The following is a 12,426-nucleotide window of genomic DNA, read 5'->3' as shown; positions in this document are numbered from 1 at the left end:
AGCGTCATAACCACCACCCCCGAAAGGAAACCATGTCGAACCTCACCATCGTCCTCGTCCACGGCGCATTCGCCGACGCCGCGAGCTTCGAGCCCGTCACTCGCGGTCTTCTCGATCTCGGCCACGAGGTCGTCGTCCCCGCCCTCCCCAACCGCAGTCTGCTCGGCGACTCGGCGTACATCCGCTCTGTCGTCGAGAAGATCGAGGGGTCCGTCCTCCTGGTCGGCCACTCGTACGGTGGCGCAGTGATCACGGTCGCCGGTGCTGCGGACAACGTCGTGGGGCTGGTCTACCTCTCGGGCTACGCACTCGAAGAAGGCGAGAGCCTCGGCCAGCTGCAGGGCGGGTTCCCCGACTCCGAGCTGGCCGCCAACCTCGTCTACACACCGTTCCCGAATCCGGGCGCCGAGGACGGCACGGACGTCTCGGTCAAGGTCGAGGCTTTCCCGCAGGTCTTCGCTGCCGGCATCGACCCCGCCATCTCCGAGGTCCTCGCCGTGGCACAGCGCCCCCTCGCAGCCCTTGCGTTCAGCGAGGCCGCACCGGTCGCTGCGTGGAAGAACAAGCCTGCCTTCGGCATCGTGTCCGCTGCCGACCACACCATCAACCCGGACGTCGAGCGCTTCGGCTACACCCGCGGCAACTTCCGTCGCGTCATCGAACTCGACGCACCGCACCTCGTGATGCGCGCCCTCCCCCAGGACGTCATCCAGTTCATCGTCGAGGCGGCTGCCGAGGTCGTCTGACCTCTCGAGGGCGGAGACGCCGTCCGGCGCTCTCCGCCCTCGAATGGTGCGACACCGCGCCCCACGGTCCTAGAATCGGGGCGACCCGCGCGTGCCGCGTTCGACACCTGCAGGAGGCGTCCGCCCGTTCAATCGGGTGGAATGAGTGGGACCAACGAAAGAAGGCGATCATGGCTGTGATCTCCCGCGGCTTCGGCGCCCGGCGACGCGAGTCGGATGACCGGCTCCCCCCGGGTCAGTACCTCACCGAGGACTTCCCGGTGCTCTCGGCCGGACCGACACCCCGAGTCGCGACCGACACCTGGGAGTTCGCGGTCGTCGGGCTCGACGGCATTCGACGCACCTGGTCGTGGGATGAGCTGCAGGCGCTCCCGATCGATACGATCACCACCGACATCCACTGCGTGACGCGGTGGTCGAAGCTGGGCACGCAGTGGCGCGGAGTCTCGCTCGATCATCTGCTGCAGGATGCCGGAGACGGCGACTTCACGCGGGTCTTCTCCTACGGCGGGTACACGACGAATGTTCCCCGCGCCGACCTGACCGGCGGCAAGGCGTGGATCGCATTCGAGTTCGAGGGCGAGCCGCTCGCGGCAGAGCACGGCGGTCCCGCCCGGCTTCTCGTCCCCCACCTCTACTTCTGGAAATCCGCGAAGTGGGTCCACGGCCTGGATCTTCTCGAGAACGACGAACCGGGGTTCTGGGAGCAGAACGGATACAACATGTACGGCGATCCGTGGAAAGAGGAGCGTTACTGGTGACCTCGTCGTCGCTGTGGCTTGTCGCCAGTGTCATCGAGGTCCGACGAGCCACACCCCATGGCCGCGTGCTCTCCCTCCGGGTCGACGGGTGGCCGGGGAATCTCGCCGGACAGCACGTCGATGTGCGTTTGACCGCTGAGGACGGCTATCAGGCCGTGCGGTCGTACTCGCTCGCATCGTCCGGAGAGGGTGACGTGCTCGAGCTGGCCGTCGACGAGGTGCCGGAGGGCGAGGTCTCTCCGTATCTCGTCGAGGATGTCCGGCCCGGCGACGAGCTGGAGGTCCGCGGTCCGATCGGCGCCTACTTCGTGTGGACCCCTGCCCAGCCCGAGCCCGTTCAGCTCATCGCGGGCGGGTCAGGGATAGTGCCGCTCCTCGCGATGGCCCGGGAGCATGCGCGCTCGGCCAGCTCCGCACCGATGCGGCTCCTGTACGCGGTGCGTTCCGCGGACGACGCTTTCTACGCGGCCGAACTGGGCGATCTCGCCGACGACGCCTTCAGCGTCGACTGGGCGTACAGCCGCTCGGCACCGGTCGGCTTCGCTCGCCCCGCGGGCAGGGTGGATGCCGCGACGCTCGAGGCCTCGACCATCCCCGCCGCCCAGCGCCCCTCGGTATACGTCTGCGGGCCGACCCGCTTCGTCGAGGCGGTCGCCGATCTGCTCGTCGCGGCGGGGCATCCGCCCGACCGCATCCGTACCGAGCGTTTCGGAGGTGCCTGATGGAGGCTGCCCACCCCGGCCATCGCACGAGAGTCGACGGCAACGCCGCTGGCGGGATCCTGATCGAGGTGTTCGGCAGGGACATGACCGGTGCTCGGGCCACCTGCACGCGCTGCGATCGCAAGGCCGTGCTCGGCGACGCGGTCGCAGAACTGGATCCGGCCGGCGTGATCCTCTTGTGTCGCGGATGCGGACACACCCTGTTGACCTGTATTCAGATCGACGGGCGGTACTCGCTCGATGTCGGGGCTCTGTCCCGCCTGGAGTGGGCCTCCGACGGCGACTAGCTCGCTCGTCGGCGACCGGCGCTCAGACGGGGCCCGAGTCGCATTCGGCGTCGAACACCTCACGGACGTCGTCAGGCTCGAATGCCGTGGTCGCCGTCGGCACAAGCGCCAGAGCACGGGCCCGGATCCCCTCAGCTGCGCCATCATCGTCCTCGATCTGCGGCGACAACTCCGAGTGCGCCACCGCGATCGGCAGCATGGCACCGAGCGTCACCCGCACACTCGACCGACCGCCCGCGGGGCCGACGACGGGGATCTCCACGACATCCGAGCGCCGCTCCTCCGCCAACGCCTTCCAGTACTCCAGCACCGCGTCTGCGGTCGCGTCACCCGTCAGGTAGGTGCCGACCTGGGTGATGAGGGACTTCATGATCACTCCCGGGACTCTCGACGGTTGCATTTCCGCTACCGGGTCCGGGGCAGCGATTTCACGCTAGGCCCGATCGTGTGCGAGGTCGACCCCCCTTGCGCTTTCAGGATTCAGGTGATTCAAGCCTGATGTCCCGCCGCACGATGCGTTCAGCCACCTCGCTCAGACGCAGGCCGCGATCACGGGCGAAGGTGCGCATGAGCGTGAAGGCATCGGGGATCGGCACCCCCGCCGTGAACGAGACCACACCCTTGGCCTGCTCGATCATCACCCGGCTGTTCAGTGCGGTCTGCAGTTGCGACGACAGCGATTCCTGCTCTCGGAGGCTGCGCTCGTGCAGGATCCCGATCGTTGCCACATCGGCGAACGCTCGCGCCGCGGAGAGGTCTTCAGGGGGCGGCGACCCGGTATCGGATCGGAGCAGGTTGAGGGTGCCGATCGTCGTGTTCCGCAGCCGCATCGGTATCGCCTCGATCGACGCGAAGCCGTTCTCCAACGCCGCCTGGCGGAAGACCGGCCACTTCTCTGAACCGGCGGCGATGTCGGGAACCGACACCGCTGTCCCCGTCAGGAAGCACTCGATGCAGGGTCCCGCCTCTGCGGCGAGCTGGATCACCTCGACGAGCTCGGTCGCCTCGCTCGTGGATGCGACGAGTTCGAGTTCACCGGAGGGGTCGGCGAGAAGGATTCCGGCGTCGCTCGCATCCAGCAGCTCCTGGCACGCATCCACGAGTGTCTGCAGCAGATCCACGACGTCGTAGTCGTCGACCATCGTGTCGGCGAGGGTGGCGAAGAGCTCCAACAACCGAGCCTCGCGGGTAGGCGTCGTCATGAGCCCGCCTCGATGCCGCCTGACGTGCGCGAGAAGCGGAGAGAGCCGTCCACCACCGCCTGCGCGACCTCCATGACGCGCTGCCCGGTCGAGAACGCCCGCGCCTGAAGCATGAGCAGCGCGTCGTCCGGACCGATGTCGAGCTGCGCGAGCACGATGCCGGTCGCCTGGTGCACGGTTCGTCGAGAGTAGATGCCCGTCTGCGCGTCGTTGTCCGCGAAGTCCGACAGCGCGTCCCTCAGCACATGCCGGCTCACCACATCCGCCATGGCGCGCGCCTGCGTGCACTCGCTCGGAGTGAGCGCCACGGGTGCTGTCGAGTAGAGGTCGACCGCCCCCATCTTGATCTCGCCGACCGACAGCGGGAAGGCGAACATCGACGCGACCTCCGCGTCGTCCTCCACAGCCGAGGCGAAAGCGGGCCACCGAGAGACGCCGCGGTGCCGGAAGTCGGGCTCGAGGACAGCGGCAGAGGTGCGCATGGCCTCCCAGCACGGGCCTTCGCCGAGGTCGAACTGGAGCTCATCCAGGCGTGCCGCCACGTCGTCGGTCGCGGAGATCGTCTCGCTCCCGAGCACGTCCCCTACGGTCGAGACCGCGGCACCCGTGACCGGGAACCGATCGACGAAGAAACCACTGAGCGCGTCCAGCTGACGACCGGAGCGCTCCAGATCGTTCAGCGCATCGTCGAATGACTCACTCATAGTGCTCTTCACGATACCGCCACCGGATTGCCCGCGCGATGGAGGCACCTACGAAGTCCGAGAGTTGCACAACAACCGGTCGGTGACAAGCCCCGGGCCGGTTTCTCCCCGCGCGTCTAACTTCTCGTCTCATGAAGACGGCACACCCGCAGCGACGGCAGCGCGATCCGTACAACAGGCGTGAGGTCCTGGCCGGATACCTGTTCATCTCGCCCTGGATCCTGGGATTCCTGATCTTCACGGCGGGTGCGATGGCGTACAGCCTCTACATCTCGTTCAGCAACTACAACCTCGCCACCAACTCGGCGCGTCCGATCGGCATCGCCAACTACGCCGAGCTCTTCGACGACCCTCGGGTGGGGCTCTCGCTCGCCAACACGCTGTTCTACGTCGTGATGGCCGTGCCTCTCGAGATCATCTTCGCGCTCGTCCTCGCACTGCTGCTCAACCGGGTGGGCCGCGGCGCCGGCTTCTTCCGCGTGCTCTACTACCTGCCCAAGATGACCCCCGCCGTCGCCACGGCCGCCGTCTTCTTCCTCCTGCTCAACGGCAACTCGGGGGCGATCAACCAGTTCCTCCGCGTGTTCGGCATCTCGGGGCCGCAGTGGCTGGTCGACCCGGCATGGGTCAAACCGAGCATCGTCATCATGACGCTCTGGACGGTCGCCGGAACGATGGTCATCTTCCTCGCCGCGCTCAAGAACGTGCCGACCGAACTCTACGAGGTGGCGTCGCTCGACGGCGCGGGGCCCATCCGCCGGTTCTTCTCGATCACTCTGCCGATGATCTCAGGAGCGATGTTCTTCAACGTCATTGTCCTCTCGATCGCGGCCTTCCAGATCTTCGACCAGGCCTATCTGCTGTTCTGGCGAGATCAGAGCAACGCCTCCCCCGAGGCGTCGCTGTTCTATGCCATCTACCTGTTCCAGCAGGCCTTCCGCCAGTTCGACTTCGGCTTCGCGGCCGCGATGGCCTGGCTGCTGTTCGTGATCATCATGCTGATCACGCTCATCCAGGTGAAGGTCGGCAACCGCTTCGTCTACTACGAGGGAGACCGCTGATGTCGACGACGATCCGACCTGTCCCGCTCACCCCGCCTCCCGGACCGGAACCGCGCACCGACACGGTCTCGGTCACGACCCCCGGGCAGCCGCGCAGACGTCGACGCCTCGCTCGACCGAAGAGCCTGGTCGCAAGAATCCTGCTCACGATCGTTCTGATCGGCTTCGGCCTGCTGTTCCTCTACCCCTTCGTCTGGTTGATCGCCGCGAGCCTGAAGCCCCGGGGAGAGGTGTTCGACAACAGTCTCTTCCCGCGCACCTTCGTTCCCGAGAACTACATCGAGGTGTGGAATCAGCTGCCATTGCTGAGCTGGGTGTGGAACAGCGTCGCCATCGCCCTGCTCGCTGCGGGCACCGTCGCCATCTCGAGCTCGATCGTGGCCTTCGGGTTCGCCTACTTCCGATTCCCGGGCCGCAAGCTGCTGTTCGGGCTGGTGCTGGCGACGATGATGCTGCCGGGAGCGGTGACGATGATCCCGGTCTACCTCATCTGGAAGCAGACCGGCATGCTCGGCACCTGGGTTCCGCTGTGGGGCATGAACCTGTTCGGCTCCGCCTTCTACATCTTCCTGCAGCGCCAGTTCTTCCTCGGACTTCCCCGAGAGCTGTTCGAGGCCGCGCGACTCGACGGAGCGAGCGCCTGGGGCCTGTTCTGGCGCATCGCGATGCCGCTCTCGATCCCGTCGTTCGTGATCGTGTTCCTCTTCGAGTTCCAGGCCAGCTGGAACAACCTGCAGGCTTCGCTGATCTACCTCAACGCCGGATCCGTCGACGAGTTCACCGCGCCTCTCGGCATCGCCTACGCGATGACGAAGTACAGCCCGACGGCCGGTGGTCACGGCGACTACCAGTACGTGATGGTGGCATCGCTCATCGTGACCCTGCCGATGCTGCTGCTCTTCGCCTTCGGCCAGCGGTATTTCATCGAGGGCGTCGCGACGCAGGGGCGCAAGGGCTGATCCCTATCCCGCAGGGCGGGTATCCGCCCCCACATGAATGGAGAACGACATGAAGACACGAATCCTCGGAGCCGCCGCCGCCGTGACGGCATCCGCTCTGCTGCTCAGCGGGTGCGGTGGGGGAAGCGGCGAGAGCGCCGCAGAGTCGGTCGACTTCGGCGCGGATGCCACCGGAACCCTGAAGGCCTGGGGCTTCGAGAACGCCGATGATGTCGGCACCTCGCGCATGGACCATGCCGCCGAGCAGCTCTCGGACGTCGAGGTCGACCTCGACGCCACGGCGTTCGACGCTCAGAAGTTCACCACCCGCATCGCGAGCGGCGATGTGCCCGATGTCGTGCAGATGGACCGACGCTACGTCACGACGTATGCGGCACAGGATCTGATCATGCCGTTGGACGCGTGCTTCGAGGCGCACGACGTCTCGCCGCGCGATCACTGGTATCCCTTCGTCGTCGACGATGTGACGTACGAGGACGGCGTGTGGGCCGTGCCGCAGTTCTACCAGCCGCCGGCGATCCTGCTGAACAAGGCGGTGCTCGCCGAGGCCGGTGTCTCGGCTGAGGAGTTCGACACGTCGAAGCCGGATGCCCTGATGGGAGCGATCGAGAAGATCTACCAGGAGTCGGGAGGAGTGCCGACCCGCCTGGGCTTCGACCCGGTCGCGACCGGCCAGGGCGGGCTCTGGGTGCTGGCGATGGGCGGGCAGCTCAACGATGAAGAAGGGGCTCCCACGCTCGACGATCCGAGCAACGTCGCCGGGCTGGAGATGCTGAAGGAGATCACGGACGCCCAGGGCGGATTCGCGTCGGTGAAGAGCTTCACCGACTCCTTCGACACCTTCGGCGACAACAACCAGTACGTGGCGGGACAGGTCGGCGGTCAGGTCAACGCCCAGTGGTACCCCAACGTGCTCTCCCCGTATGTCGACCAGCTCGAGCTCGAAGCGGTCCCGTTCCGCTCATCGGACGGCGAGCCTTTCTCGGTCGCGTCAGGCACGGCGTTCGTGATCCCGGTCGGTGCGGAGAACCCCGCGGCTGCCTGCGCATGGATGGTGGAACTCACCTCCGACGGGGCCTGGAACGCGGCTGGCGAGGCGCGCGCCGAGGTCCGCGAGCAGGACGGCGGCATCAACACCGGCCTCTTCACCGGGTCGCCGGCATCTGACCAGGAGATCCGCGATCAGTGGGTCACCGAGAGCGGCAACGCCGGATTCGATCAGGTGATCTCGACCTACTACGACGTCGTCGAGTACGGAGAGTCGTTCGGCTCGTCGCCCGCCGGTCAGGAGATCCAGAACGAGCTCAACAACGCCATCACTGCGGCGCTGCTCGGCGACAAGTCCATCGAGGATGCCCTGGCTGACGCGCAGGACGCGGCGATGCGCGCATACGAGAAGACGGCCGGCTGATCGCCAGGCCCGGTGGATGAGAAGACCCGACGATGAGGAGAACGGCATGACCGACCACGCACACACACCCCGTAGGGCGATCGTCACCGCCGGCGATTCGGGAATCGGACGCGCCACGGCGGTGGCGCTCGCCACCGCCGGGATGGACGTGGCGATCACGTGGCATTCCGATCAGGCGGGCGCCGAGCAGACCGCCGAAGAGGTGCGCACCCACGGAGCGCGGGCGATCACGGGGCAGCTCGACGTCGCCGACATCCCCGCGTGCGGCGACGTGATCGACGGCCTGATCGCGGAACTGGGCGGCCTCGACGTCTTCGTGAACAACGCGGGGACCGGGACGTCGACTCCGTTCCTCGACCTCTCGTTGGATGACTGGAAGCACGTCATCGACACCGACCTCACCGGCGCCTTCGTCTGCCTGCAGCGCGCCGCGCGCGCGATGGTCGCGGCGGGCAACGGCGGCCGTCTGATCACCGTGACCAGCGTGCATGCGCATCAGCCGATGGTCGGTTCGAGCGCGTACGACGCCGCGAAGCACGGACTCGATGGACTGATGAAGAACCTCGCCCTCGAGCTGGGCTCGGCGGGGATCAGCGCGGTCAGCGTCGCCCCCGGCGAGATCGCGACCCCGATGACCGGGCAGACGGATGTGGATCCTCACACGCAGGACCGCCCCGGCATCCCGCTGGGACGCCCGGGGGACGCACGCGAGGTCGCCTCGCTGATCGCCTTCCTCGCGTCGCCGCCGGCCGCCTACATCTCCGGAGCATCGGTGGTGATCGACGGAGGGATGCTGCAGATGGGGCCGCAGGCCGGCGCGAGCATCGAGTCGCACGAGTGGCGCAAGGCCTGAGCCCCGCGCGCAGCTAGATCTCCTCAGTGGTCTCGAGGAGCCACGGAGGCTCCGTCTCGGTCACGACGGTGGAGCGCGACGACGCGATGCGGTCGCGCATCTCCTGCACGGTCTCCCCGTTGTCCGGCTCCTCGAGCTGGGAATTGGTCGACTCGACCATGAGCTCGGTGCTCGGGGTGAGCAGGAAAGACGCGTCGACGATGTTCCCGTCCGGGCTGACGACCCGCAGCGTCACCGTGTCGGCACTCCCCTCACTCGCCAGCACCCGGGCGTAGTCCATCAGCGTGTCCGCCGCGTCATCACCCACGAGAACCGACTTCTCGGCGTACTTCACGTGCTTCATCATCCGCTCCTCTCGATCGGTTTCGTGCCAGGCAACCCTTCCGACTTCGCTGCAGACAGGGGCTTGACGATCGACGCGAGAAGGTCCTCGCTACTCGGACTCGACGCTGCTCACGTGATGCGGCACGCCAACGGGCTTCGACTCGCTCGAGCCGCGCTGCCGCAGATAGATCGAGAAGGCGACCATCGCGCCGACAGCCAGGAACTCCGACTGCCAGTTCTGCAGCGTGCGGTTCCAGAACTCCGCCGAGACGACATAGTCGATCCACGTCTCCGGTGGCAGGCCGTGCTGCGCGTTCTGCTCGTTGGCGACGACATGGCCGGCGAGCGACTGGGCGAGCCACGAGAGCAGGAAGATCGTTCCCATCGCGAGCAGAAGCGAGTTGGAGTAGATCCACCCGCGCAGTCCGTGCACCTTCGCCCAGCGCGGGGAGTCGACATGCGCGTGCTCTCCGACGAGTTGATCGGCGTCCGACCCCACTCCCTCGTCGCCCGGCTTCTTGGATTCAGGTGATCCTCGCTGGATGAACCAGATGGTCGCGAGGATGAAGAGGAAGAACTGCAGGAACTCCGACTGCCAGTTCTCCGCCACATCGACGAGGAAGTCGGAGGAGGTGATGAACTCCAGATACGGAGTGGGCGGCTGACCGTGCTGAGCCAGCTCCTGATTGTTGTAGGCGTGTCCCGTGATCGACTGCCCGATCAGGCTGAGCGCGAAGATCGCGAGGAAGACGAGGCTGAGTCCCCCGTCTCTGACGAAGCGACGCATCTCGTTCACCTCCCCGTCAGAGGCAGGGCGATCATGGTCGCCAGCCCGACCACGATGATGAGCGTCCATGACCAGAACGCCATTCGCATCGATGCGCGACCGACGGTTCGATCCGACATGATTGTCTCCTCTCTCTGCCACCTCAGCCGCTGAACGCCTCGAGCGCCGGTCGGGGCGCTCGTCCTCGAGGCTGCCGGGGATGCGGCCCCCGCGGCGGCAATGGTGGGATCCCTCTGGTGACGGGATGTCCGGCGTCGAGCGTCACCTGCTCGTCGTAGTGGGTGATGGTGAGCGGGTCGCCCGAGGCGAGCCGATAGGTGGCCTCCGCCTGGCGGACATCGACACGCAGGACGCAGCCGTGGATGCGCACCCCGAACTCGAGCCCGTCGATCTCGGACGGAAGACGCGGGCAGAACCGCAGGCCGCTGTCGCTGTCGCGCATCCCGCCGAAGCCCGCGGTGATGGCCGTCCAGACCCCCGCGAGAGCGGCGACATGAAGCCCCTGACCGGTGTTGCCATGAAGGTCGTCGAGATCGAGAGTCGCGACCTCGGCGAGGTAGTCGAGCGCGAGATCCAGGTGACCGACCTCTGCGGCGACCACGGCCTGCGCCGCCGCCGACAGCGACGAGTCCCGCACGGTGATCGCCTCGTAATACTCGAACGCACGCTCCTTCTGCTCCGCGGTGAACGACTCATGCGAGAAGAACAGGGCGAGCACCAGATCGGCCTGCTTCACGACCTGCTTGCGGTAGAGGTCGAAGTACGGGAAGTGGTCGTGCAGCAGGTACTCGTCCGGGGCGGTCGACTCGAAGTCCCACCGCTCGAGGTCGGTGTATCCGGCGGACTGCGGGTGCACGCCCCGTTCGTCATCGAAGGGCACCGTCATCGCCGCGGCAGCGAGTTCCCACCTCGCGATCTCGTCGTCTGCGACCTCGAGCTCCAACGCGGCCTCCGGATGCCGTCGGGCAGCGGCCGCCGCCCCTCGAAGGTTCTTCTGAGCCGCCAGGTTCGTGAAGACGTTGTCGTTCGCGATGGCCGAGTACTCGTCCGGCCCCGTGACGCCGTCGATGTGGAAGCCGCCGTGCGCATCCCACCGACCGAGCGAGGCCCAGAGGCGAGCGGTCTCGACCAGGATCTCGAGGCCGGCCTCCCGTTCGAAGTCGACATCGCCTGTCGCCCGCACGTAGTGCAGAACCGCTCCGGCCACATCGGCGTTGATGTGGAACGCGGCCGTGCCGGCAGGCCAGTACCCCGACGACTCTCTGCCGTCGATGGTTCGCCACGGCAATGCGGCACCCTGCAGATGCAGTTGCGCCGCCCTGTCACGAGCGCGGTCGAGCACCGAATGTCGCCATCGCAGCGCCTGTTCGGCGGCGTGCGGGAGGGTCGAGGTGAGGACGGGGAGCACGAACGCCTCGAAGTCCCAGAAGGTGTGCCCCTCGTATCCGGAGCCGGTCAGCCCCTTGCCCGGAACGGATCGCAATTCCATGCGGGTGGAGGCCTGGAACACCTGGAAGAGCGCGAAGCGCACGGCCTGCTGCAGCCGTGCCGGTCCGTCGACCCGCACGTCGGCGCACTCCCAGAAGTCGTCCAGCCGCGCCCGTTGATCGGCGACCAGTGCGTCCCATCCGGCCCGCAGCGCGTCGCCGACCGCCGTCTCGGCCCGGTCGCGCAGAGCGGCGGTCGAGAGGTCGGACGAGAACTCATGACCGACGAGCTTGACGATCTCGAGCGTCTCTCCGGCAGCCAGGGATGCGCGCACCGTGGTACGCGCACGGTCGCCCGTCGCATCGACATCCGTCTCGACGCTCGGCTCGTTCCGGGGAGAACCGCTCACGCGATGGTCCATCGCGACAGCGGTCGTGAGCCCGCTCTTCCTCGTGCGGTGCACGAGGGTGGCGGCACGCGCGTCGGCGGCCGAGGCCACCCCCTCGAGCGGCTCGCTCAGCAGCTCCTGCACCCGGGGGTCGTCGTGCGTGATCGGCAGCGGCTCGTTCGCCAGCAGTTCGGAGATGACGGTGACGTCCGCCGGACCGCCGAGCGCCTGCACACGGTAGCGCACCGCAGCGACGGAGCGGTGCGCGAAGGAGACGATCCTCGTCGACCGGATCCGCACCCGCTGGCCGGTCGGACTGGTCCACTCGACCTCGCGTTCGAGAGTTCCCGCGCGGAAGTCGAGACGACGGGTGTGCGACGTGAGCGATCCACGACGGACGTCGAACGGCTCGTCCCCGACGATCAGCCGGATGAGCTGGCCGTTGGCCGCGTTGATGACGCTCTGCCCGCACTCGGGGTAGCCGTATCCCTCTTCGGCATACGGCATCGGGTGCTCTTCGAAGAGGCCGTTCAGATAGCTTCCCGCGACGCCGCGCGGGTCGCCTTCGTCGAGGTTCCCCCGCCAGCCCACATGACCGTTCGAGAGGCCGAAGACGGACTCCTCATGGGCGAGGTTCTCGACGTCGATGCCGTCGGCACCGATGCTCCACTCGTCGATATCGAATCTCGGCCGCGTCCTGCTCATGGGCTCCTCTTCCGTCGACAGTGCTTCTGGAAGAGAAAGTAGTCAGGATCGAGGAACGTGGGGAGCGGGTTGATTCCCGCTCCCCGTG

The 12,426-nt window shown here is 67.0% G+C and carries 14 protein-coding genes; 8 read left to right on the top strand and 6 right to left on the bottom strand.

The genetic code is table 11. The annotated features are described in order from the left end of the window. The first annotated feature begins 32 nt into the window (after positions 1 to 32). From ACZZZF_RS01895 to ACZZZF_RS01880, 4 genes are all read left to right on the top strand, one after another. Positions 33 to 746 carry an alpha/beta hydrolase gene (locus ACZZZF_RS01895; RefSeq protein WP_463496861.1) on the top strand — a complete coding sequence of 238 codons (714 nt, stop codon included), beginning with the start codon at positions 33 to 35 and terminating at the stop codon, positions 744 to 746. Positions 747 to 916: 170 nt separating this feature from the next. Next, the gene (locus ACZZZF_RS01890) at positions 917 to 1,507 is read left to right on the top strand and encodes a sulfite oxidase-like oxidoreductase (protein ID WP_053096353.1); all 591 of its coding nucleotides are present in this window, start codon (positions 917 to 919) and stop codon (positions 1,505 to 1,507) included. After that, a complete protein-coding gene (locus ACZZZF_RS01885) occupies positions 1,504 to 2,229 on the top strand; it encodes a ferredoxin reductase (protein WP_463496859.1) in 726 nt (241 codons plus the stop codon). The genes ACZZZF_RS01890 and ACZZZF_RS01885 overlap by 4 nt, the downstream gene beginning before the upstream one ends. Continuing rightward, complete coding sequence (locus ACZZZF_RS01880; RefSeq protein WP_400341078.1) at positions 2,229 to 2,516, top strand: DUF6510 family protein; 288 nt, start codon at positions 2,229 to 2,231, stop codon at positions 2,514 to 2,516. The genes ACZZZF_RS01885 and ACZZZF_RS01880 overlap by 1 nt, the downstream gene beginning before the upstream one ends. A 22-nt stretch (positions 2,517 to 2,538) precedes the next feature. Here ACZZZF_RS01880 and ACZZZF_RS01875 read toward each other — a convergent pair whose 3' ends face one another. The 3 genes from ACZZZF_RS01875 to ACZZZF_RS01865 all read right to left on the bottom strand — a co-directional run bounded on the left by ACZZZF_RS01875 (position 2,539) and on the right by ACZZZF_RS01865 (position 4,422). Then, complete coding sequence (locus tag ACZZZF_RS01875) at positions 2,539 to 2,886, bottom strand: hypothetical protein (protein WP_463496856.1); 348 nt, start codon at positions 2,884 to 2,886, stop codon at positions 2,539 to 2,541. Between the two features lie 103 nt (positions 2,887 to 2,989). Continuing rightward, complete coding sequence (locus tag ACZZZF_RS01870) at positions 2,990 to 3,718, bottom strand: ANTAR domain-containing protein (protein ID WP_463496853.1); 729 nt, start codon at positions 3,716 to 3,718, stop codon at positions 2,990 to 2,992. Further along, positions 3,715 to 4,422: a GAF and ANTAR domain-containing protein gene (locus ACZZZF_RS01865; protein WP_400341080.1), complete on the bottom strand. Its 708-nt coding sequence runs from the start codon at positions 4,420 to 4,422 to the stop codon at positions 3,715 to 3,717. The genes ACZZZF_RS01870 and ACZZZF_RS01865 overlap by 4 nt, the downstream gene beginning before the upstream one ends. A 131-nt stretch (positions 4,423 to 4,553) precedes the next feature. Here ACZZZF_RS01865 and ACZZZF_RS01860 point away from each other — a divergent pair, with 131 nt between their 5' ends. The 4 genes from ACZZZF_RS01860 to ACZZZF_RS01845 are packed head-to-tail and all read left to right on the top strand — an operon-like array spanning position 4,554 to position 8,706. Beyond that, on the top strand, positions 4,554 to 5,483 hold the full coding sequence (locus ACZZZF_RS01860) for a carbohydrate ABC transporter permease (protein ID WP_463496850.1): 930 nt from the start codon (positions 4,554 to 4,556) through the stop codon (positions 5,481 to 5,483). Beyond that, on the top strand, positions 5,483 to 6,442 hold the full coding sequence (locus ACZZZF_RS01855; protein ID WP_295101371.1) for a carbohydrate ABC transporter permease: 960 nt from the start codon (positions 5,483 to 5,485) through the stop codon (positions 6,440 to 6,442). Before ACZZZF_RS01860 ends, ACZZZF_RS01855 begins: the two co-directional genes overlap by 1 nt. A 49-nt stretch (positions 6,443 to 6,491) precedes the next feature. Further along, positions 6,492 to 7,853 carry an ABC transporter substrate-binding protein gene (locus ACZZZF_RS01850; protein ID WP_463496847.1) on the top strand — a complete coding sequence of 454 codons (1,362 nt, stop codon included), beginning with the start codon at positions 6,492 to 6,494 and terminating at the stop codon, positions 7,851 to 7,853. A gap of 46 nt (positions 7,854 to 7,899) precedes the next feature. Next, entirely contained in the window at positions 7,900 to 8,706 is an 807-nt protein-coding gene (locus tag ACZZZF_RS01845; RefSeq protein WP_463496844.1) for an SDR family oxidoreductase, read from the top strand. 13 nt (positions 8,707 to 8,719) lie between these two features. Here ACZZZF_RS01845 and ACZZZF_RS01840 read toward each other — a convergent pair whose 3' ends face one another. From ACZZZF_RS01840 to ACZZZF_RS01830, 3 genes are all read right to left on the bottom strand, one after another. Beyond that, positions 8,720 to 9,049 carry a hypothetical protein gene (locus ACZZZF_RS01840; protein ID WP_463496841.1) on the bottom strand — a complete coding sequence of 110 codons (330 nt, stop codon included), beginning with the start codon at positions 9,047 to 9,049 and terminating at the stop codon, positions 8,720 to 8,722. Between the two features lie 90 nt (positions 9,050 to 9,139). Next, positions 9,140 to 9,817 (bottom strand): DUF6766 family protein, encoded by a 678-nt coding sequence (locus tag ACZZZF_RS01835; RefSeq protein ID WP_463496838.1) that lies wholly within the window; start codon positions 9,815 to 9,817, stop codon positions 9,140 to 9,142. Positions 9,818 to 9,959: 142 nt separating this feature from the next. Next, positions 9,960 to 12,338 (bottom strand): glycoside hydrolase family 65 protein, encoded by a 2,379-nt coding sequence (locus ACZZZF_RS01830; RefSeq protein ID WP_463496835.1) that lies wholly within the window; start codon positions 12,336 to 12,338, stop codon positions 9,960 to 9,962. Positions 12,339 to 12,426 lie beyond the last annotated feature (88 nt).

The sequence above is a fragment of the Microbacterium sp. AC215 genome (genome assembly GCF_979258645.1).
The sequence above is the reverse complement of the archived record's forward strand: the minus strand, read 5'-3'. Positions and strand labels throughout refer to the sequence as shown.